This window comes from Argonema galeatum A003/A1, from assembly GCF_023333595.1.
Classification (GTDB): Bacteria; Cyanobacteriota; Cyanobacteriia; order Cyanobacteriales; family Aerosakkonemataceae; genus Argonema; species Argonema galeatum.
Genome location: NZ_JAIQZM010000009.1, coordinates 183,571 through 206,492 on the forward strand (window position 1 = coordinate 183,571; position 22,922 = coordinate 206,492).

Sequence of the window (22,922 nt, forward strand, 5' to 3'; positions counted from 1 at the left end):
TTTCAAATTTTATGCTAAGCGTTAAAACTACCCTTGACCATAATGACCGCGCATTCATCTCATCACTGAATCGAAGCGATTACAGTGAGATCTTTCTGCTGTTCAAGGTAAAAGCTCTGGCAAATGCGATTTCTTCCTTTTGCTTTGGCGTGATAGAGCGCTCGATCGGCATCCTGAATTAAGGTGTAGGGAGACTTTTGCAAGTAACGTTCCCAGGTTGTGCCGGAAAACTCGATACTAGCAACACCTACGCTGATGGTGACGTATTGACTGACGGGAGATTTCATATGGGGGAAGTTGAGCATTTCTACTTTGGCACGGATTTCTTGAGCTACAATGAGGGCACCGGCAGGATCTGTATTAGGTAGAATAATAGCAAATTCTTCGCCGCCGTAACGAGCGACTAAATCGGCTGGACGTTTGCCAGCAGAGACTATAACTTGGGCAATTTGTTGTAAGCAACTATCGCCAGCGGGATGACCGTAGCTGTCGTTATAAAGTTTGAAAAAGTCGATATCGCACATAATTATTGACAGCGGTATTTGCTCTCTTGCGGCTCGCCGCCACTCAATATCGATAATTTCATCAAACCGACGGCGGTTGGCAATTCCGGTTAAACTATCTGTGGTGGCAAGTCGGTGTAATTTTTGGTTGGCTATTTCTAACTGACGGTAAAGTTCGGATTGTTGAATTGCGATCGCCACCTGGTCGGCCAGTTGTTTGAGAAAATCTATCTCCCACTGCTGCCACTCACGCTGTCCGCTGCAATGATGCGCCATTAGCAGTCCCCACAGTTCGATTTTGGATTTTGGATTTTGCGCGAAGTGGGCGTCTTGGCAAGCGAGTGTGGTCTTGGGGGTTTCCCCCATGAACACCTCGCGCTGGTTCCCGTCACGATGCCCACCTTCGCAAGAGAGGATTTTGGATTGGATGATATCGTTCGATTTGGGATTTGGGATTGACCCCACGGATGAATCCGGGGGCTTCAAACCAAGAATTTCTTGGTCGTAATTAGTTGCTTGGGAGTTGGAGTCCTCCTCGTCCCTTTTTTCGTTTGACTTTTGACTTTTGACTTTTGACTTTTCTTGCTCGTTCTCTTCCATTTTCCAATCCCCAATTTGAAAGATAGGCAAAGTCAAAAGAGCTGTGACGTGAAAATCTGCCAGGATTTTTATGTATTCAGGATCTAATTGTGCAGTGTTAACATCTTCCACGGCATGGATAAATTCGGAGTCGCCCAGTAAAAGACAGGGCATGGCTAAGGTAGCATAAACCTCTTGGTTCCAGCTACAACAATTCTCAGAACCGACAGCTTCCACAATGACTGCACCGTCGGCCTGTGAGAGGGATTCTGCGATCGAAGATTGGCAGCGGTAAATCACAACTCGATCGATCTGCAAAAATTGCCGCACTTCTGTTACCGTTGTTTGGAGAATGTCTTCTAGGTCAATGCTTGAGCGGATGCGCTCGATCATTCGGCCCAAAAGCCGCTCTCGTTCTGCCTGTAACCGATGCGCCTCTTCTGTTCGCTGACGCGCGATCGCATAGCGCATCGCACGCACTAGCAGTTCCCTTTCAAACCCCCGCTTGACTAGATAATCCTGCGCTCCAGCGCCTACCGCCTCAACCGCCATGTTTTCATCATTCAAACCTGTCAAGACTACAATAGGAACAGTTGGCGCTTGTGCTTTCACGCTCTTTATAGTATCCAGTCCAAAGCTGTCTGGCAAAGACAAATCTAATAAAATTACGTCAAAGTCACCTTCAACCAAATACTTTACCCCTTCGTCCAGACGCTGGGCCGCTTTTAGACGAAACTGAGTATTACCGAATGACCCCAAGAGTTCTTCTATGAGTTCGGCATCTGCGGGGTCATCCTCTACCAAAAGAATTTTAAGGGGAGAGTCAGGCATCATCACAACTTTAGTGATGTATTTGAATTTAATTTTGCCATTGTGGCTCACCATTAACGGTAATTACTGCCAATTGACACTGTGTTAATATAATTACATATTTATATATGTTGAATAATAAAAATAAGAAAATCTTAAAAAAACATTACATAACTTTACCCCATAAACCCGGTGAGAGCAGAAGTTACCGGGTTTCTCTGTACCTCACTCACCTGAATATGGCTGTATACGAAATCCGGGTTTATTACCCCCCTTTTAATTTCTGGCTCAAACATTGTAGAGACGTTTCATGAAACGTCTCTACAGCTTCCTTATAATGAAGTGGGATCGGATGGTAACGAGACAATTTCAAACCAGTAGCGACATAAACAAGTCATTACTTTGACCAATTCTTTAAAAGTTAGCGGTTTGACTATAAATGAATTTGCGCCCAAGCTATAGCAGTTAAAGATGTCTTTTTCCTGTCGTGAAGTTGTCAGTATAACGATCGGAATATGTCGCCATTTAGGATTGGACTTGATTTCTTTGAGTGCTTCTCGCCCATTAAGGCGGGGCATATTGAGGTCTAGCAAAATTAGATCTGGGCGCGGGTAAAGATTAGGCGAAGCGTATTGACCGCGACAGTACAAATAATCTAGCAATTCCTCGCCATCTTCCACGAAATAGATATTCATAGCTAAGGGAACTTCTTGCAACGCTTCCTCGATCAAAAAGCAGGCGTTCTCATCATCGTTAGCTATCACCATTGTGAATTTTTTTGTGTTAATATATGCTTTGTCCTTATTAAGGGCGATTTCTAAAGGTAAGAAAGTCTGTTGGTGAATAAATTCAGGACTTACGCAAGAAGGCGCTTTTTCTTCTAGATGTAGGGGCAATTCATGAATTATCCCTACAGAAGTAGGTGCGGCGATCGAATGGGTAAGTCTTATAAATTGATATGACATAATGTCAAACTCGTCAATATAAACGATCTCACAAGTTGCTATTCAAAAGAGTAAAATAAAAGGTTGACCCTTGATTTGGTGCCGATTCTACCCAGATAAGCCCGCCGTGACGTTCAACAATCTTTTGACAAATTGCTAAACCGATGCCAGTGCCAGAGTACTCCTTTTGGGTGTGCAGGCGCTGAAAAATCTGAAAGATGCGATCGCTCTGTTTGGGATCGATACCAATTCCATTATCACTCACAGAGAACAACCACGCATCCTCCTGAGCAGAGGCGCTGACATGAATCAGCGGCGGTTCCTCCCGACGGTACTTAATCCCATTACCGATTAAGTTTTGAAAAAGTTGCACCAGTTGAGAATTATCTGCAATTACTACTGGCAGTTCGCTCTTTGTCACAGAAGCTTGACTTTTGCGGATGGTTGCTTGGAGATTGGCGCAAGCTTCCTCAAACACAAGATTGCAGTCACAAGGCTCAAAAGGCTTCTGACTCCTACCAACCCGCGAATACAAAAGCAAGTCGTCAATCAGCCTTTGCATTCGGATAACTCCGCTCACGATTTTGTCGATATAGTTATTGGCTTTGGCATCAAGTCGATCTTTGTAACGTTCTTCTAAAAGTTCAGCGTAGCTGGCAATAGTTCCTAAAGGCGCTTGCAAATCGTGGGAAGCGACATAAGCAAACTGTTCGAGTTCGGCATTAGAACGAGCGAGTTCTTGGGAGTAGCGGGTTTTGTTTTCTAGTAACTGAGCTTGATATAGAGCTATGCCTAATTGGTTGGCTAATTGTTGCAAAAGTTCAATTTCCAAATCCGTCCATTGCCTTGTTTCACCACATTGCTGAACGCAGAGCAAACCCCACAGTTTCACTGGTGCTTGAGATTGGTAATTCGCTGTCGATTCTGCATCTTGTGTGTCGTGCTTATAGGCCAAATTCACTTGATTGCGAACCAGAATAGGCACAATTAGATTGGAGCGAATCTGATACCCCTGGAGAAAATCCAGATAGCAAGAGGTGAAGCCAGCCGATTCAACATCAGGACAAACGTGAATGCCCCCCTGCTGATATTTTTCAAAGTATTCATTGAATAAAGCCTCATCTTCTATCACCCGATACAGCATAATTGGAAAGCCGTAAACAACCGCTTCATTAACAACTTTTCCCCTCTGTTCTGGCAATAGACGAAAGAACAAAACGCGATCGGCATTGAGGGTAGTTTGAACTTGCGTGACGGTTGTTTGGAGAATTTCTTCAATTGACAACGACTCGCGGATTTTCAGAGTCAGAGATGCTAATAATTGCTGGTATTGGGCTTGACGGAGTTTCTCTGCTACGGCTTGCGATCGTGTACAGTAGCTATAGATCATTTCGCCGACGATTCGCAGCAGTTGAACATCTTCTTCGGACCAATCTTTGCGATTTTCTCCAAAATTTTCAAACCCGATAGTTCCCCAGGGTTGACCGGACTGGTTGTTGATGGGAACGGCCAGCACAGAGCAGACACCGAGCGACTTCAGCAGGTTTTTTTCAAGTTCCGCTGCTTCTGGGAGTGCATCAACATCGGAGATGACTGCATTTTCATTTTTTAGATATTTTTCCAGCCACCAAGGGAATAGAGAAGAGTCTACATTTTGAAAATTTTCTATCTGCGGTTGAGTTTGACTGTCGCACCATTCATAGACCATATCAGCTATGGTGCTGTTGCCACGGAAACGGGTGAGATAGGTGTGATTGGCACCAACTGCGACTCCTAGAATTCCCATGACTCGATCGATATCGGCAGCTTCGTTGATGGCAAGTTCTCTCGATACCTCCGCCAAAGCTGTTTCTAGCAGTAGCCGATATTGCAGTTGTTTTTCGGCGTGTTTGCGCTCTTGGATATCCTCAAGCGCAGTTATGAGATAGGTCATGGCCCCATCCCCGTCTAGCACTCCCGACACCGTTAGATTTCCCCATCGCAGGCGACGATCTTTGCGAATGTAGCGCTTTTCTAGGGAGTAGGTTTGAATCTTGCCAGTTAACACTTGACGATAATATCTGAGATCCATCTCTAGGTCGTCTGGGTGGGTGAGCTCTTGGAAAGTCTTCGACAACAGTTCTGACTCGGTGTATCCCAAAAAGTCGCAAAGCTTTTGGTTGACTCGGAGAAGCTGACCCGATGGTGCCGATATCGAACTCGCCACAGCTGCTTGCTCAAAGATTGCTCGGAAGCGTTGTTCGCTTTCTCGTAAAGCTTCTTCTGCCTGTTTGCGCTGGGTAATATTAATGGCGATTCCCGCCAAGCGGTATATCTCTCCAGACTCGTTCCAGATGGGAAAAGTGCGATCGAGTATCCAGACCATTGAGCCATCGGGACGGATAACGCGATATTCCTGCTCGATACCTTCGCCTTGGAACAGACGCTCCCTGGAATTTTGAATCTGCTGCTGGTCTTCTGGATGGACAGCAAAGAGCCAGCTATTTCTTTCTTGGTAGGCACTTTCGCAACTCCGACCCCAGATTTGTTCGTAAGCCGGATTGACGTAAAGAAGCTGGCTCATCTGGATATCTGCGATCCAGAAGCATTCGCTAATGCAGTTAGCCATCTGGCGGAAGCGTTGTTCGCTTTCTCTAAGGGCCTTCTCTGCGATGATGCGTTCGCCAATCTCCTGTTCTAATAATTGATTTTTTTCTTGCAGTTGCCGCATCACCGATCGCAATTTTAAATGTACATTAATACGGGCTAAAACTTCTTGTTTTAAAATAGGTTTTGTGATATAATCTACTCCACCCACATTCAACCCTTTGACTTTATCCACCCCATCCGCAAGAGCCGTCATAAAAATTACCGGAATATCTTGAGTCTCTGGCTTAGCTTTCAAGCGGCGGCAAATTTCAAATCCGTCTATATTCGGCATCATTATATCTAGTAAAATCAAGTCTGGTAAAATTTTTTCCAGTTTTTTTAAGGCACTTTCTCCCGACTTCGCTATCAAGACTTGAAAACCCTCTTCTTGCAAAAAATCGAACAGAATTTTGAGGTTAGTCGGTTGGTCGTCAACTATTAAAATTTTGGGGTGATTAGCTGTTTGCATCGGATTTCCTTAGATTGATCTACCGCTACTTGTTTAAAACTGACGATCAGGTCAGCAGCACGTCTGAGGTTAGCTAAAATCATAGTACTACTTTCTATTGCCGTATCTAAAAATGTCTCCAAATCGGTGCGTTTCATTTGGTTGCTTTTGTAAATTCGGTAAAATTCTTTGGTATCTTCAGCTAATGTAGATGCCGCCGTTACGCTGATACCTACGGGAGTGTTAATTTCGTGAGCTACACCAGCAACCAAGTTGCCCAAAGCGGCCATTTTTTCAGACTCGATTAGATGTTTTTGAGTGTCTTGGAGTTGTTGTAAAGTTTTTTCCAAAAGGTCATTTTTTGCTTTGATACTCTTTTGGAGATTTCGCAAAGTTAAGTGTGTTTCGACCCGCACTAAAACTTCTTCAAATTGAAATGGTTTGGTAATGTAGTCTACTCCGCCAAGCGTAAAAGCTTTTACCTTATCTAAGACTTCATTAATAGCGCTGATAAAAATAATAGGTACATCGCGAGTTCGTTCATCTGCTTTGAGATGTTCGCAAACCTGGTATCCATCCATGTTAGGCATGATGATGTCCAGCAAAATCAGATCTGGTGGGGCTGTCTGCGCCGATGATAGCGCCAGTTTGCCATTAATTGCTGGGCGGACTTTATATCCTTTTTGAGTCAACATATTGACTAAAAGTTGTAAGTTGGCAGTGGTATCATCAACCCTCTTTTTGAGTTGAAGCAACTGAGTCTGTCGGTTCATCGTAGATATAATGCACGCCTAGATGTTTGTGCATGACTTCAAAAATGTCTGCTTCGCGGAATGGTTTGCGTAAAAAATCATCGCAACCCGCTGAGAGGACAACAGCTTTTTCTTCCTCAAAAACGCTGGCAGTTAGGGCAATAATGGCGGTAGCCTGTCCTTTGGTGTGGGTTTTGATGTGCTTGGTGGCTTCGTAGCCATCCATCACCGGCATCCTCATGTCCATCCAGATTAAATGCGGACGCCAACTCGACCAGATTTCGATCGCCTCAAGACCGTTGCTGGCTTCTTGGAGGTCAAAGCCAAGCGGCTGCAACATTTTATACAGCAGATGGCGATTTTCCCATCGGTCATCTACAATCAGGATGCGATAGCTGGGTTGGTTGGGTTCTAAGGCAATGACTCGACGCGGAGACTGTTTGCTTTTGATGTCGGTGGCATCAACTTGCGCGATCGCAATGTCAAACTTGAAAATAGTACCTTTGCCCACCTCACTGCTGACAGTTATTTCACCCTTCATCAGTTTCACAAATTGGCGGCTAATCGCCAAGCCCAAACCAGTTCCCTGATGGCTGGTTTTGCCGGTTTTGGTCTGCACAAAAGCTTTAAAGAGGTTGTTTAGTTCCTCCGGGGCGATACCTGGGCCTGTGTCTTCCACTTCAAAAGTAAAAAGAAAAAAATCTGCCTTTTTACTTTTTACTTTTAAAGACACACCCCCAAAATCAGTAAATTTAATCGCATTATTAAGCAGGTTAATCAAGACTTGACGTAACTTGACTTCATCGGTTCGCAGGTATTGTGGGACAGTCGGCGATCGCTCGAATATCAACTGCAAATCTTTATCCTCTGCTTTGAGACGAAACATATCTTCTAGATCCTCAAGCAGGCAATAAAGGTCAAAATTTTCTTCATTAAGCGTAATGCGACCGGCTTCAATTTTAGATAATTCTAGCACTTGATTGATTAGCCTAAGCAGGTGTTCCCCGCTGCGGCTAATAATGCCGAGATTTTGCTCTTGTTCTAGAGTCAAGCTTCCGGCGCTGTTCATCAATTGTGCAAAGCCAAGAATGGCGTTGAGCGGCGTTCTCAATTCGTGGCTCATATTGGCTAAAAATTCGCTTTTAGCTTGGTTGGCAGCATCGGCAGCTGACTTGGCTTTTTGTAACTGGGCAGTGCGTTCGTTGACTTTTTTTTCTAGTTCGGAATTGGCATTTTCTAAAGCGGCAAAGGACTCTTTTAACTGAATAGCCATCTGGTTAAAAGCGCGAGTCAGATTTCCCAGTTCATCGCTGCGTTCTACCTCTAATGTATCCTCTAATTTTCCCTCATACAGAGCTGTAGCGGCAGCATTTAAGCGCCGAATTGGTTGTGTTACCCAGCGATCTGTAATAATGCCAACAAATGTAGCTACAATTAAGGCTACTAGGCACAGCATAATTGTAGTTCTGGTGTTAGCGTTGATTTGCTCCATGAAGTCGGATTCTGGTACGATCGCGACAATCAACCAATTAAGACCTCGACTATCGTGGAATGGCAAAACTTGCACAAATTGGCGCTTGCCATCAAGCATGAAATAAAGTTGTTGCGTGCTGTCAATTTTACTGAAATTACCAAAGCGCGAGCTTAAATATTTGGCTGTGAATCGGACTAATTGATTACTGCTATCTGTTGCCAAAAGCCGTTTTTGATCTTTAATGGTAGAGCTTTTAATATAAGCTTTTTCTTTGTTTGAGTTCGCGACCAGCGACCCATCACGCTCTATAATAAAGACTTGTCCTGAACGACTTATTTCAATGGTTCTCAGGAATTTACTTATTTCGTCAATAGTACGGATAACATAAGTTACTCCCAGCAGCTTACCAGTCTTTTCCTCATAGATTGGTTCCGCAAGAGCTAACAGCAACTCTCCAGTGTAAATGTGTGGTATAGATGGAAGTCCAAGCCGAACCTTTTGCTTGCACCGCCACTTGATACCAGGGTCGCTGCCGAGAATCAAAATAATTGGAAATGCTAATGACTTTAGTTGGATTACCTCGATCGTCTATGGTATATGTAGTATATGGCCCCCCGCCATCTTTCGCTGCTCGAATTACAAAAGTACCATCGCCAAGACGTTCAACAGCCCTATGTCCTCCTAATGCCGTACCAAATCCGATTATAGTCATGGGAGACCAAGAACTTAGCTGGGTTTCGTCCCATAATTGACGTTCCTGGCTAGTAAAATCGTTGAAACGCCAAAAACCGCGCCCAAATGCTCTGCTATTGCTTTTATTGATCGAATTTGGTACTTCTAGGTAAGTTTTGATTTTGTCTGCAACACGAGCATTAATTCCGCTTTGCAACTTGGTGACAAGATCGCTGACTGCCTCTTGTCCGTTTCTAAATGAGAGATATCCCGTCAATCCCACGGCGGCAAAGATTTGCAGCATAAAGGGGACAATCAGGACGGTGCGGAGGGGGACTTTTCCAGAAATTTTGGCAACTAAGCGATTGAGAGATTTGATGGACATAGGGCCGATCGTTCTGGTTTTTTTATAATTATTAATTATTTAATATCTCGAATACATAAGATTCGATCGGCGATTTATGAATGTTATTATAGCATTTTACCTATAATTTGACAAGATGGCGATCGCCCTCACGATTGACTGCTATAATTGGATTTCAAATATACCTTTTGAAAATTCTAAGTGTAAATTATCACCAGATTAGTATGAACAGCCTTCCAGACGAGTCAAAGAATTACAATATTCTAATTGTTGATGATACCCTGCATAACTTGCGCCTGCTATCAAATATACTAACCGATCGAGGCTATAGAGTCCGATGCGTACCCAAAGGAACGATGGCTCTGTCCACAGCCCGGTTGTGTCCGCCAGACTTGATTTTGCTAGATATAATGATGCCTGAAATGGATGGCTATGAAGTCGGCAAGCGGCTAAAAGCAGATGAACTAACTCGCGATATACCCATTATTTTTATTAGTGCTTTGTATGAAGCGCTAGATAAAGTGAAAGCTTTTGCTATTGGCGGAGTAGACTATATCACCAAACCGTTTCAAGTTGAAGAGGTTTTGGCTCGCGTCGAAAATCAATTCCGCTTGCAGAAGCTGCAAAAACAACTTGCAGAGCAAAACGCACTGCTGCAACAAGAAATTCGGGTGCGCCGGGAGGCAGAAATGGCCTTGCGGCAGCAATTAAAGCGATCGCAGCTCGTGGGGGCAATTCTGGAACGCATTCGTTCCTCTCTCAATCTGGAGGAAGTCCTCACAACTGCTGTGCGGGAAGTGCGAGAGTTTTTGTCAACTGACCGGACAATCATTTATCGCTTTAACCCCGATTGGAGTGGGGTTGTAGCTGTCGAGTCGGTAGGCGAGGGGTGGACATCTACTTTGGCAACTGAGATTAAAGACAATTGCTTTATCAACACCTATGTCCCCCTATATCAGCAAGGTCGCATCGCAGCGATCGCAGATATTCAAAAATCCGATCTCGATCCGTGCCACTTAGATCTGCTCAGTACATTTGAGGTGAAAGCTAACCTAGTAGTCCCCATCCTGTATGCGGAAGAAACAATCGTAAATTCAAAATCCTTTATCCAAAATCGGTTATGGGGACTGCTAATTGCCCACAACTGTCAAGGCGAAAGGGAGTGGCACTTATCAGAGATAGAATCCCTCCAACAGTTATGCGTGCAACTGGCGATCGCCATCCAGCAATGCACCCTGTTTGAACAAGCCAAAACTGAAATTGCCGATCGCAAACAGGCAGAAGAAAAACTGCGGCAAAGCGAACAGCGTTTTCGCGATGTGTCCGAAGCAGTGGGAGAATATCTCTGGGAAATGGATATCAACGCCATCTACACCTTCGTTACCGATCGAGTCAAATCGATTAAAAAATATGCACCGCCACAATTAATCGGACGTGCGCCGCTTGAATTCATGCCTCAAGAAGACAAAGAAAAAGTTGACAATATATTGCGCGACGCCGCTAGAACAAAAAGCACCTTTAAAGTAGAACACCGTCATATCACCCCCAGAGGGAAGATAATTTGGGAAGAAATAAGTGGAATTCCACTGTTGGACTGTAACAGTAATGTTGTCGGTTTCCGTGGTGCTGGACTAAACATCACAGAGCGCAAGCAGGCAGAAGAAGTACTGCAAAAAGCCAAAGAAGCTGCCGATGCCGCCAATCGCGCCAAGAGCGAATTCCTCGCCAATATGAGCCACGAATTGCGGACGCCACTGAATGCTATCCTGGGCTTTACGCAAATAATGAACCGCGATTCATCCCTCAACTCAGAGCAGCAAGAACATCTGAGAATCATCAATCGCAGTGGCGAGCATTTGCTATCATTAATCAACGACATTTTAGAAATGTCCAAAATAGAAGCTGGCAGGACAACCTTAAATGAAAAAACCTTTGACTTAATTCGCCTGCTTAACATCCTGTCAGAAATGTTGCAATTGAAAGCCTCAAATAAAGGCTTAAAACTCCTAATTGAATATGCCCCAGACCTTCCTCAATATGTGCGAACCGACGAAATTAAATTGCGACAAGTTTTGATTAACCTGTTGGGGAATGCCATCAAATTTACCGAAGCAGGTAGTGTAACGCTTCGCGTGTCATTGGTCATTAGTCCTTCGTCATTAGTAAAAGAATTTGCACAAATGACCGATGACAAAGGACAAATAACAATTTTGTTTGAAGTAGAAGATACTGGCTTCGGTATTGCCCCAGAAGAGATAAACAAGTTATTTCAAGCCTTTGGACAAACAGAAACTGGTCGAAAGTCTCAACAAGGAACTGGATTGGGTTTAGCCATCAGCCAAAAATTTGTGCAACTTATGGGAGGAGATATCACTGTTAGCAGTGTAGTGGGTATAGGAACAAAATTTACATTTAATATCCAGAGCGGTTTAGCTCAATTCCACGAAGTTCAGACGATTCAGGAAACCCGCAAGGTAATTGGCTTAGCGCTCAACCAACCTGAATATCGCATCTTGGTAGTTGAAGATGTCAAAGTCAGCCGCATCCTATTAGTCAAACTGCTGGCGTCGGTTGGCTTCTTCGTGCGCGAAGCCGCCAACGGTTATGAAGCAATTTCCCTGTGGTCAAGCTGGTCACCCCACCTAATTTTTATGGATATGCAGATGCCGAGTATGGACGGATATGAAGCCACCAAACGTATCAAAGCGCAATCGAAAGGTCAGGCGACACCGATTGTCGCCCTAACTACCAGTGCTTTTGAAGAGCAACGAAGGTCTGTTTTATCAGCAGGCTGCGATGACTTCATCCGCAAGCCTTTCCGAGAGGAGATAATCTTTGAAAAGATAGCTCAATATCTAGGGGTACGGTATCTTTATGAAGAGTCTTTGTCAGACAAAAAGCAGATTGCAGAAGACCAAACAGCAGATTTATCCTACCTTTCAGGAAGTTCGCCCTACATCCTCGCTGTTTCATCCTTCCAAGATATGTCTGCTGAGTGGGTCGCGGCTTTACATCAAGCTGCGATCGAGGCAGATGGCGAGTTTATTTTCAGCCTTGCCGAGCAAATTACAAATTCAAATGCTATGCTGTTTAAGGCTTTGACGGATTTGGTTAATAGCTTTCAATTTGAAAAAATTACCGATGTAACAGAACAAATTATCAAATAAATAACAGGTAAAAGGTATATCATAAAATGATTAGCGCTCGAGCATCTACACCAAAAGGCAATATTCTACTTGTTGACGACACGCCAGAGAATCTACACCTCTTATCCGAACTGTTGATAGATCAGGGCTATAAAGTTCGCTGCGTAATGAACGGGCAGACGGCATTGAAGGCAGCTAGGGCAAAAGCACCGGATTTGATTTTGCTCGACATCATGATGCCGCACATGAATGGCTACGAGGTTTGCCAAATACTTAAAGCCGATCCGCAAACTAACGAAATTCCGGTGATTTTTTTGAGCGCTCTAGATGAGGTGTTAGACAAGGTAAGAGCTTTTAGTGTTGGGGGTGTAGATTACATCACCAAACCGTTTCAGTTTGAAGAAGTTTTAATGCGCGTTAAAAATCAACTGGCTCTAAAGACAGCAGAAGTTAAAATTCTCCAACTGAACGCAGAACTTGAATTTAAGGTTAAAGAGCGCACCAATCAGCTCAAAGAGCGCTCTTTTGAACTAGAATTAGCAAATCAAGAACTTCAGCAGGAAATTGCCGAACGCAAGCTGCTCGAAAAGCAACTTTTGCATATAGCGCTGCACGACCCCCTGACTGGTTTGCCCAACCGGGCTTTGTTTATGGAGCGTTTGAAACAGGCTCTTAAGCGTGCTAAGGAACAGTCAATTTATCAGTTTGCCGTTCTGTTTTTAGATTGCGATCGCTTTAAAATCGTCAATGATTCTCTCGGTCATTTAGTAGGAGACGAATTGCTGACTGCGATCGCTAATCGATTGCAAGCATTCCTCAAACCAGTTGATACCTTCGCGAGGTTAGGTGGCGATGAGTTCACTCTTCTGGTAGAAGATATCAAAGATGCCAGCAGCGTTACCGAGATCGCAGAGCGAATTCTTGGGGAACTATCTCGCCCTTTCTATTTGGATAAACGCGAGGTATTTATGACTGCTAGTATTGGCATTGTACTGGGAAATATTCGGTATAACCAGCCAGAACATTTACTGCGGGACGCCGATACGGCAATGTATCGCGCTAAGGCATCGGGGAAAGCCCGGTATCACGTTTTTGACCCAACCATGCACCAGGAAGCACTTGAGCTTTTACAGCTAGAAACTGACCTTCGCAGGGCGATCGAACGGCAAGAATTTGTCGTGTATTATCAGCCGATCGTAGCACTTGCCACGGGCAAAATTGCTGGGTTTGAAGCTCTAGTACGCTGGCAGCATCCTACTCGCGGTTTTGTTTCTCCAGGGGACTTCATTCCTGTGGCAGAAGAAACGGGTTTGATTACTTCTATTGGCACTTGGGTAATGCGGTCAGCTTGCCAGCAGCTACGCATTTGGCAAGAACAAAAACTTGCTCAAGACCATCTAACTATGAGCGTCAATCTTTCTGTACCGGAATTCTCACAACCCAATTTGATCGCTCATATCGACCAAATTCTTCACGAAACTCAACTAAGTCCCCAAAGTTTAAAACTAGAAATTACTGAAAGTGCAATAATGGACAAAGATGGCTCGGTTACGGGGATTCTCCAAGAACTTAGAAACCGTCAAATTCAGTTGAGTATTGATGATTTCGGAACTGGTTATTCCTCTCTGAGTTATTTAAATCGTCTGCCTGTTGATACCCTGAAAATTGACCGCTCTTTCATTAACCCTATAGATAATAATCCTGAAAGTTTGGGGCTTGTTCCGGTTATTATCAGCATTGCTCATACGCTGGGTATGAGTGCGATCGCAGAAGGCGTCGAAACCCCCCAACAGCTAGCCAAACTCAGAACGCTAAACTGTGGCTTCGGTCAGGGATACTTGTTCTCAAAACCATTGGATAGCAAATTGGTAGTAGACTTGCTCGCAGCAGATCCCCTGTATTGATATCGGTAAACCCTACCCTAGCTATACCCTTTGGCTTGTTCTACTGCTGTCCAGAGTTCGTTGTATTTTGCTTGAACTGATTCGTCAAGTTCTTCTGTAAGATTAGCAGGCAGTTGCAATTCTCGAATCAATTCTAGGACATCTGCCAAGTCTTTTAATCTGTCAGGCGCAGACATTCCAGATGCTAATTTGAGTTCAATCAATTTGTTTATGGCAATCACTTTTATGCCCTCCCTATCTACAGTGACTGTAGCCGGATTGGGAAAAGAAACAGACTTTGGTTTGCCATCTCCTGGAAATTCGCCTGTTATTAAAATTTCTACAGTTACGTTGGTGACTGTATCTCGAAAACTCCGACTTGCACCTGGAAAAGAAGGAACAAATCCTCTGCCTACTAGAAAACGACAAAATGCTTCGAGTCCTGACGAGCTTAGCAGTATATCTACATCTTGAGTTGCGCGAACGTAACCGTGTATAACTAAAGCCATTCCACCAATAATACAGTAATCAATTCCAGCCGATTCAAGCGCTTGTGCTAGTTTTCGTAGTGTTTGGTAAACTTTGCCCTGTTGCATAAAGAAAAGATCCAGTTCTAAAAGTCTTTGCATTTTTAAATTCGGCTCTAGTTGAGTGCGGTTCAACTTTAGGTTTTTATAACATAATTCAAAAATTATAGCATCAAACATTAGGAATCGTGAAGTAAAAAGTTGTTCCCACTTCGATCTGAGATTCTACCCAAATGCGACCTCCGTGGCGTTCAACAATCTTCTTGCAGATGCTCATCCCGATACCAGTACCGGGGTAGTCATTATAGGAGTGCAGGCGTTGAAAAATCTCAAAAATGCGCTCAAAGTTTTCGGTTTCTATTCCTATGCCATTGTCACGAACTGCTATTAGCCATTCATCGTTGTTTTTTGGTTGTGCCGTTATTTCGATCGAGGGCGGAACTTCGGGACGGCGAAACTTAATGGAATTGCTAATCAAGTTTTGGAATAGGCGCATCAGTTGAGTGCGATCGGCCCTTATTGTTGGCAGATCCGAATGGGTAATGCTTGCACCGCTTGAGGAAATCTCCTCGCGCAAATTACCCAGCGCTTCTTCTAACACAGTTTTGCAATCAGTTGGATTAAACTCTTCAGTGCGCGTTCCTACCCTCGAATAGGCTAGCAAGTCCTCAATTAGTTGCGTCATTCGCCATCCTGCATTTACAATTCGCTCAATGTATCGCTTAGCGTCGTCATCGAGATTTTTTTCGTATTTCCAGCTTAAAATACGGGCGTAGCCTACGATCGCTTGTAGGGGTGATTGTAAATCGTGGGAGGCGATGTAGGCGAATTGTTCTAATTCGGCATTGGAACAGGCTAGTTCTTCGTTCAATTTTTGCAATTTTGCATTTTGCTCGGTGAGTTGGCGATGCTGCTGCTGGATAGTCAGTTGATTAGTAACGCGAACCAAAACTTCTTCAATTTGAAATGGCTTGGTTATGTAGTCTATGCCACCAACCCTAAAAGCTTTCACTTTGTCCAACACATCATCAAGAGCGCTGATAAAAATCACCGGCACTTCGCGAGTTTTTTCATCTGCTTTCAGGACTTGACAAACTTCATAACCATCCATATTTGGCATCATAATATCGAGTAATATCAAATCCGGTAAGACTGTTTGACACGCACTCACAGCTATTTGCCCGTTTAATGCTTTGCGAACGTGGTATCCATGCTTTGTGAGCATGGAAGATAAAACGCGCAGATTATTTGGCTGATCGTCAACTACAAGAATGTTACCTTTAGATGGCTGGGTTAAATTTTTACTCATTCTATGGGCAAGGCTGATAATAGCTGGAAATCACACTATATTTTTTCGATTATTATCTGTATTTTGTAGCCAATATTCGGGCTTGTCATCGTCAATATTGTTTCTAGGAATGCTAACCAGTCTGCCAACTACGCGATCGCGCTTACCAGACCTGAAGCTATAGCACACGCACCCCTACTCTCTAGTGTGTCAGGACTTACGCAATATTTCTTGTTTCGCCCCCCTGCCCCCAAATCTGGGGGGAGTAAGCTCCTGTTCCCCCCAGATTTGGGGGGTTAGGGGGGCTAATGCGTAAGTCCAGAGTGTCTTATGCCGTCAGACTTTAGCATATTCTCTAACTCAGAATTGTACTTACTCGGTTTCAATGCCAGAAGCGCTGCGCTCGTACTACCCGCTTATAGGAGGACAAGGAGGTGGTACGAGCAAGCGTACGAAAAGTCAGAGGGGAAGCGATCGCATCTACTTCGGTGAATGTAACATAACTGCTACGCTTCTACGTACCACGGAAATGCGATCGCTCCTCACGTACAGCACGTCTACTGACAGTACCCCGGTTCGGGTGACATTCACCTGACCGGGGTATGCACATAATTTACATTTGTCAATACTAGGTCTGTTGGCATTTGGTGCAATTGGTGCTGGTTCAATGCTCAAGCGCAAAGAGCAACAAAAAGCGACAGTAAAAGCATAACCCAACAAGCTAAACTGATTCACCAACAGAAGGCTTAGGCTAACAGTTGCAACAAACCTGTCAAACCAATTAAAGCACAATCCGTGTTTTTCCCAGTGGAAAGCGCGGCTATTTTTTGGGGGGATGATGCAATGGCGCTAGAAACCCGGTTTCTCAAAGAAACCGGGTTTCTGGGGTGTCTAACCAAAACCCTCTTTCTTATTAAAAATAATTACCAACACTTGACTTTAATTCCCCCCTCTCCTAAAAGGCGAGGGGGCTAGGGGGAGAAGTTCTTAAGTCGCGCAGCATTTTACTGGTGCCTTCATTAATCGCTTTTTCCACCAGTTGGGGAATGAGTTCGGTGAGGGGTAAGTCGGGAAAGGTGGGACTGATAGATGTTTCTGTGTAGCCTTGTAAGACAAGTAAGTAAATTTTTAGTTGCTGGTTACGGTAAATCCAAACTTCAGGAACGCCCATCGCTTCATAAGCATCTAAGGTAGTTCTAGAAGTAACATCCGCCTCTATTGCTAAATCTGGGGGTGGATACTGTTTTAAATCCAAGTTAGTACAACCTTGCATTAGGTCAGCATTTTGGATGTAGAAACAGGTATCGGGTTCAATTCCGGCAATTTCTGGACGTTTGAGGGTAGTTGAGCCAAAATCTTCCCAATTACGCCCCTGTATATCCAGAATTGTTGTGATAATGTAAGCAATAATGCGGTGGGGACGTTCATGCAAGGCTAGCGGGGACATAATTTCTAGGGTTCCTCGGTAGTAGGTGATGCGGCTATTGCGTTTTTCTCCTAAGTCGATCAGAATTTGCTCGAAGTCTTGCCAGGAAAGGTTAGGGATAGTTATCTGGCTGCCTGGAGTGAGTTTAATCGTTTGAACGGGAACGGTTACGCTCATAGAAGTGCCTCCGTTAGTTCCTGGACTGTTTCTTTAATGTTGACACGCCAGTTGCCTTTGCACAACGAAATCAACTAGACGCTTGAAGAAACCCGGTTTCTTTGAGAAACCGGGTTTCTGAGGTGTGTGAGCAAAGAATCTAAAGTGCGATCGCTTGCTATACAAAAGCTCTAGAATTCAGAAATGGCAAATGTTTTCGGAGAGTGACAGAAGAGGGCTATGTATAGCAACCGCTCTCGTCGGTTAAGGCATTCTGAATTCCTGAAACGTTGGCGGATTATAAACACTTCTTCCCTAGTCCCTAGCTATACCACCGAGATGCTAAAGCCTACGTATCCCTCCCCACACTGACGAAAGAACGTCGTAGATCGGCATCTTGCCGGAAATTCGCCTGTGGGTGACATTCACGTAAGTGTGGATGCACAGAATTTGCATTTGTCAATACCTATTTGCCAAATTTATCGAGTCTTAGCACAACTTTTTACGTATTATGACGGATGAAAGCCTCTGATCATCAGTATTTTGGCTGAGTTTTGAGTCCTGTTAGCGATATTTTTATCTATCTTTAAATATATTTTTTTGATGAAGATTGGCTCAAAGTACTGACAAGACCGATCGGGGTATGCCAATCTGTTTTCAGTGGTAACACTCAGATGAGCGCGAAATTACCTAACTACAGTAAGTTTTACAGATATTGATGGGTAGTTTCTACTAATCCGAAGGTTTTCGCGAATCCTACTTCTAGAGTAATTCTCACTGTCAACCTTAATTTGTTTGGAGAGATCGGAAAAATGGCTACCTCAACTATGATGAAAAAGTTATCGATGGCTACAGCAAGTGCAGCAGTTGTTGCTTTAGGAACAGGATTGGTGGCGCAACATGCACAAGCTTACAGTCTCTTCAGCGAGCGGACATCTTTTCAGAACGAACTGGACACTTTGGTTGTTGATGATTACGAAAACCCAGCTTACTTAAATGGTGATGTTATTAACGGGTCAACTGTTGATATTCATTCGGATGCTCAGATGAGTAGCATACTTGGCGAAACCCAATACAATACCACTGGCTGGAACAACTGGAACTTGATCGTGGAACAAAATTTCGGTCATAAATACTGCGCTGGCTGTAACGGTTCTTTCTTGCTAGATTTTACCCAAACAACAGTAGGAAATTCACTTGGTGTATTTGGGGCAGGCTTTGATATTTTTGCTGGTACTAACTACTTTGCTCATGTCATCTTAGGAGACGATAGCACGCAAGATTTTTCCTTGGCTTCATCAGGGCAAGGTTTTTGGGGCATCACATCTGAGAAAAGCATTAAAGGTATTCACATTGGGCTTGCAAACGGAGGCTCCACTACCAATGGCTATATTGAAATTGACAACTTAACCATTGGATCGAAATCTGTGCCCGAACCTACCTCCGCAATCGGTCTGTTGGGGCTAGGTGCAATAGGTGCTGCTTCTATGCTGAAGCGCAAACAGCAGCAGAAAGCGACAGCAAAAGCATAATCTAACCACCTAAACGAATCGACGAACAGAAAGGTTAGGATAACAGTTGCAACAAACCTGTCAAACCAATTAAAGCATAATCCGTGTTTTTCCCAGTGGAAAGCACGGCTATTTTTTTGGGGGGATGATGCAATGGCGCTAGAAACCCGGTTTCTCAAAGAAACCGGGTTTCTGGGGTGTCTGAGTAAAGAATGTTTGGTGCGATCGCGCTTTTATGATGGGTGTTCAAGAAACCCGGTTTCTCAAGCCTGACTGAGAAAGGTGCAAGATATGGGTCAGGGGATGCAAGTGCGATCGCTTTTTGGTGAAATGGATAAAATGCGATCGCGCAGTGTGCCGTAGGCATATCGCACTTTTCCCAACTCCGATTATAATTAAGGATATTTCGCAGAATATTCTCTAGTCCGATCGCCACCCAAAGAAAGTAAAAAAATTTAACAATGATTGGTACTAATATTTACATCAGCCAAGAAATTCAAGAATCTCTAATTAAAGCAGCTGCTTTAAAAAAAATGTCTTTTGAAGAACTAGCTTCTGCCATTTTGAGAGAAAGTCTCCCAGAAAAGTTGGGTGAAATAACCTATACTTCAGAAAGCCAAAGCAAATTTGCCCTTAATCCTCTTAGGGAAATGCAACCATATTCTTATTTAGCAGATCCTAATGAACCCGCTATTTCTACCGATGATTGGGAAATGAATCAAGATGTTGAGGTAAATGATTTGTGATTATTCTTGATACTCATATTTGGGTTTGGTGGAATCACAATGATTCAAAGTTAACTTTTCCCCACCATGAGGCAATAAATAGGGAAAGACCTCATGGTTTAGGTATTTGCTCAATAAGTTTACTAGAGATTAGCAGACTTGTTGTTCAACATACAGCGCTTTTCAGGTGAGTGAGGTACACAGATACCCGACTTCTCAAAGAAGTCGGGTATCTCGCTTGGACAAGGATGTTGCCTTTAGATGGCTGGTTTAACTTTTTACTCATTAGACCTCTCCAGAAATTAAAGGTGCGTTAGCTGAACCCCTTGTAGAGACGTTGCATGCAACGTCTCTACATTCTTTTTTGGAGAGGTCTATTAGTATAGGCCAGGCTGATAATAGCTGGAAATCACACCAGATTTTTTTGATTATTATCTGTATTTCCTCGGTTTCAAAGCTGGAAGTGCAGCGCTTGTGCGTTCTGCGCTTATTTGGTTAGACCAGAAACCCGGTTTCTTTATCGTTGGCCCAGAAACCCGGTTTCTTTGAGAAACCGGGTTTCTTTATCGTTGGCCCAGAAACCCGGTTTCTTTTAGGGAAGGGATTTGGGGAAAGATGGAAGTGCTAGAGCCATAACCCGTAGATCGATCGCGTTCGGTGGTAATCTGAAAAATGGCATTGCTAAATGTTAAAACCAATTTCCCGTATCTGAAAGATAGGCGTAAGCATGGTAGCCACCACAGACAATAAAAACGTTGGGCGCATTACCCAGATTATTGGCCCCGTTGTAGACGTTGAATTTTCCACCGGCAAAATGCCGCAGATTTACAACGCCATCAAGATTGAAGGCAAAAACGCCGCCGGACAAGAAATGTCCGTGACCTGCGAAGTACAGCAACTGCTGGGCGATAACCAGGTACGCGCCGTTTCGATGAGTACCACCGATGGGTTGGTGCGCGGTATGGAAGCAGTAGACTCCGGCGCACCCATCAGCGTACCAGTTGGTGCCGGTACATTGGGTCGGATTTTCAACGTCCTGGGCGAACCAATTGACAACCTCGGCCCAGTCAATACCACGGAAACTTTCCCCATCCACCGTCCTTCCCCCAAGATGACGGAATTGGAAACCAAACCCTCAGTTTTTGAAACTGGTATCAAAGTAGTAGACCTGTTGGCTCCCTATCGTCGGGGTGGCAAGATTGGTCTGTTCGGCGGTGCTGGTGTGGGCAAAACCGTGATCATCCAAGAACTGATCAACAACATCGCCAAAGCTCACGGCGGTGTGTCCGTGTTTGGCGGTGTGGGCGAACGCACCCGCGAAGGTAATGACCTTTATAACGAATTCAAGGAATCCGGGGTCATTAACGAAAAAAATATCGGCGAATCTAAGGTAGCGCTGGTATACGGTCAGATGAACGAGCCACCGGGAGCCCGGATGCGCGTTGGTCTGTCTGCTCTGACAATGGCGGAATACTTCCGCGATGTCAACAAGCAAGACGTGCTGCTGTTCATCGACAACATCTTCCGCTTCGTGCAAGCTGGTTCTGAAGTATCCGCACTTCTGGGTCGGATGCCTTCCGCTGTGGGATATCAGCCCACTCTAGCTAGCGAAATGGGTGCTTTGCAAGAGCGGATCACCTCTACCCACGAAGGTTCGATCACTTCTATTCAAGCTGTGTACGTACCTGCGGATGACTTGACCGACCCCGCACCGGCAACCACTTTTGCTCACTTGGATGCTACCACGGTGCTATCTCGCGGTTTGGCGTCAAAGGGAATTTACCCAGCAGTTGACCCGCTGGATTCCACTTCCACCATGTTGCAATCGAGCGTTGTCGGTGAAGAACACTACAACACCGCCCGTGCTGTGCAATCCACGCTGCAACGCTATAAAGAACTGCAAGACATCATCGCCATTCTAGGTTTGGATGAACTGTCAGAAGACGATCGCATGACAGTGGCTCGTGCGCGTAGGATCGAGCGGTTCTTGTCCCAGCCGTTCTTTGTGGCAGAAGTGTTTACTGGTTCTCCCGGTAAGTATGTGAAGCTGGAAGAAACGATCAAAGGCTTCCAACGCATTCTCTCTGGGGAATTGGATGCTCTGCCGGAGCAGGCTTTCTATATGGTTGGTACGATCGAAGAAGCGATCGCCAAAGCCGAAAAGATCAAGTCTGGTAAGTAATCGAACTGTCAGTAGTCAGTAGTCAGTAGTCAGCGGTCAAGAAAAAACACAACTGACAACTGACAACTGACAACTGATAACTAACAACTGACAACTGACAACTGACAACTTATGACTTTAACTGTTCGTGTAATTGCACCAGACAAAACAGTCTGGGATTCCCCAGCCCAGGAATTGATTCTGCCCAGCACAACCGGGCAATTGGGTATTCTGAGTGGACACGCACCACTTTTGACGGCTTTGGATATCGGTGTGATGCGAGTTCGCCCAGATAAAAATTGGGTAGCTATTGCTCTGATGGGCGGATTTGCAGAAGTGGAAAGCGATCGCGTCACCATTTTGGTTAACGGTGCCGAAAAGAGCGATACCATCAATCTGGAAGCCGCTCGCACCGCTTATAACCAAGCCCAAGAGCGCTATAACCAAGTTCAAAACAGCGAAAACCGTCAGGAAAAAATTCAGGCAACTCAAGCTTGGAAAAAGGCACGCGCCCGTTTTCAAGCCGCTGGTGGCATGGTGCAAGTTTAAAATTTGTAGGGTGGGCAGCGCCCATCCTACTTTACAGTTATAAAGAAAATACACATACAGCGGCTTGCGAGTGGGTGAGGTACAGGTAAATTGTAGGGGCGGGCTTCGCCCCTACGCTATGAAGAAAATCATTTTAGTGTACCATCAGCGGCTGCAAGCCGCTGTATATATAAAGATTTGGTAAATATTTGCAACAAAGTGAGAAAAAGTACATCTATCGTGGGTAGTAATTTAGCAGAATAGGTAAGTTAAGTAGATCGTTTACGCACGCGACTCGACTTTGGGCCATCTGACGGATAATACCAAATCCGGGTTGGTTACCCCATGAGAATTTTTGGCCTAAACATTGTAGAGACGTTTCATGAAACGTCTCTAC

Annotated in this window: 17 protein-coding genes; 6 read left to right on the top strand and 11 right to left on the bottom strand. The window is 44.5% G+C overall.

Going from position 1 to position 22,922, the window contains the following annotated elements; all coding sequences use genetic code 11:
• Positions 1–62: 62 nt before the first annotated feature.
• The 6 genes from LAY41_RS12235 to LAY41_RS12260 form a co-directional block, all read right to left on the bottom strand.
• Positions 63–1,967 (bottom strand): diguanylate cyclase, encoded by a 1,905-nt coding sequence (locus tag LAY41_RS12235; RefSeq protein ID WP_249097811.1) that lies wholly within the window; start codon positions 1,965–1,967, stop codon positions 63–65.
• Between the two features lie 257 nt (positions 1,968–2,224).
• A complete protein-coding gene (locus LAY41_RS12240; RefSeq protein ID WP_249097813.1) occupies positions 2,225–2,857 on the bottom strand; it encodes a response regulator in 633 nt (210 codons plus the stop codon).
• A gap of 28 nt (positions 2,858–2,885) precedes the next feature.
• Complete coding sequence (locus LAY41_RS12245) at positions 2,886–5,933, bottom strand: PAS domain S-box protein (protein WP_249097815.1); 3,048 nt, start codon at positions 5,931–5,933, stop codon at positions 2,886–2,888.
• Entirely contained in the window at positions 5,903–6,685 is a 783-nt protein-coding gene (locus tag LAY41_RS12250) for a response regulator (protein WP_420840317.1), read from the bottom strand. Before LAY41_RS12250 ends, LAY41_RS12245 begins: the two co-directional genes overlap by 31 nt.
• Positions 6,642–8,588, bottom strand: a complete 1,947-nt coding sequence (locus tag LAY41_RS12255) for a hybrid sensor histidine kinase/response regulator (RefSeq protein ID WP_249097816.1) — start codon at positions 8,586–8,588, stop codon at positions 6,642–6,644. Before LAY41_RS12255 ends, LAY41_RS12250 begins: the two co-directional genes overlap by 44 nt.
• Entirely contained in the window at positions 8,557–9,195 is a 639-nt protein-coding gene (locus tag LAY41_RS12260; RefSeq protein ID WP_249097819.1) for a PDC sensor domain-containing protein, read from the bottom strand. Before LAY41_RS12260 ends, LAY41_RS12255 begins: the two co-directional genes overlap by 32 nt.
• A gap of 203 nt (positions 9,196–9,398) precedes the next feature.
• Here LAY41_RS12260 and LAY41_RS12265 point away from each other — a divergent pair, with 203 nt between their 5' ends.
• Together LAY41_RS12265 and LAY41_RS12270 are read left to right on the top strand one after the other, a co-directional pair.
• A complete protein-coding gene (locus tag LAY41_RS12265) occupies positions 9,399–12,341 on the top strand; it encodes a response regulator (RefSeq protein ID WP_249097822.1) in 2,943 nt (980 codons plus the stop codon).
• Between the two features lie 26 nt (positions 12,342–12,367).
• A complete protein-coding gene (locus tag LAY41_RS12270) occupies positions 12,368–14,224 on the top strand; it encodes a two-component system response regulator (protein ID WP_249097825.1) in 1,857 nt (618 codons plus the stop codon).
• Positions 14,225–14,241: 17 nt separating this feature from the next.
• Here the strand turns inward: LAY41_RS12270 and LAY41_RS12275 are convergent, their stop codons facing one another.
• From LAY41_RS12275 to LAY41_RS12290, 4 genes are all read right to left on the bottom strand, one after another.
• Positions 14,242–14,910, bottom strand: coding sequence for a nucleotidyltransferase family protein (locus LAY41_RS12275; RefSeq protein ID WP_249097828.1), 669 nt, complete (start codon positions 14,908–14,910; stop codon positions 14,242–14,244).
• A complete protein-coding gene (locus LAY41_RS12280; protein WP_249097830.1) occupies positions 14,903–16,039 on the bottom strand; it encodes an ATP-binding protein in 1,137 nt (378 codons plus the stop codon). The genes LAY41_RS12275 and LAY41_RS12280 overlap by 8 nt, the downstream gene beginning before the upstream one ends.
• Before the next feature lie 459 nt (positions 16,040–16,498).
• Positions 16,499–16,810 carry a hypothetical protein gene (locus tag LAY41_RS12285; RefSeq protein WP_249097832.1) on the bottom strand — a complete coding sequence of 104 codons (312 nt, stop codon included), beginning with the start codon at positions 16,808–16,810 and terminating at the stop codon, positions 16,499–16,501.
• 163 nt (positions 16,811–16,973) lie between these two features.
• Positions 16,974–17,621: a Uma2 family endonuclease gene (locus tag LAY41_RS12290; protein WP_249097834.1), complete on the bottom strand. Its 648-nt coding sequence runs from the start codon at positions 17,619–17,621 to the stop codon at positions 16,974–16,976.
• Positions 17,622–18,445: 824 nt separating this feature from the next.
• On the opposite strand from LAY41_RS12290, the gene LAY41_RS12295 reads away from it, so the two are divergent.
• Positions 18,446–19,132, top strand: coding sequence for a PEP-CTERM sorting domain-containing protein (locus LAY41_RS12295; protein WP_249097836.1), 687 nt, complete (start codon positions 18,446–18,448; stop codon positions 19,130–19,132).
• Between the two features lie 154 nt (positions 19,133–19,286).
• Here LAY41_RS12295 and LAY41_RS12300 read toward each other — a convergent pair whose 3' ends face one another.
• Positions 19,287–19,478, bottom strand: coding sequence for a hypothetical protein (locus LAY41_RS12300; protein ID WP_249097838.1), 192 nt, complete (start codon positions 19,476–19,478; stop codon positions 19,287–19,289).
• Positions 19,479–19,572: 94 nt separating this feature from the next.
• On the opposite strand from LAY41_RS12300, the gene LAY41_RS12305 reads away from it, so the two are divergent.
• The 3 genes from LAY41_RS12305 to atpC all read left to right on the top strand — a co-directional run bounded on the left by LAY41_RS12305 (position 19,573) and on the right by atpC (position 22,546).
• Entirely contained in the window at positions 19,573–19,857 is a 285-nt protein-coding gene (locus tag LAY41_RS12305; protein ID WP_249097841.1) for a hypothetical protein, read from the top strand.
• 706 nt (positions 19,858–20,563) lie between these two features.
• Complete coding sequence (gene atpD / locus LAY41_RS12310; protein WP_249071398.1) at positions 20,564–22,018, top strand: F0F1 ATP synthase subunit beta; 1,455 nt, start codon at positions 20,564–20,566, stop codon at positions 22,016–22,018.
• Positions 22,019–22,129: 111 nt separating this feature from the next.
• Positions 22,130–22,546 (top strand): ATP synthase F1 subunit epsilon, encoded by a 417-nt coding sequence (gene atpC, locus LAY41_RS12315; protein WP_249071399.1) that lies wholly within the window; start codon positions 22,130–22,132, stop codon positions 22,544–22,546.
• The last annotated feature ends 376 nt before the right edge of the window (positions 22,547–22,922 follow it).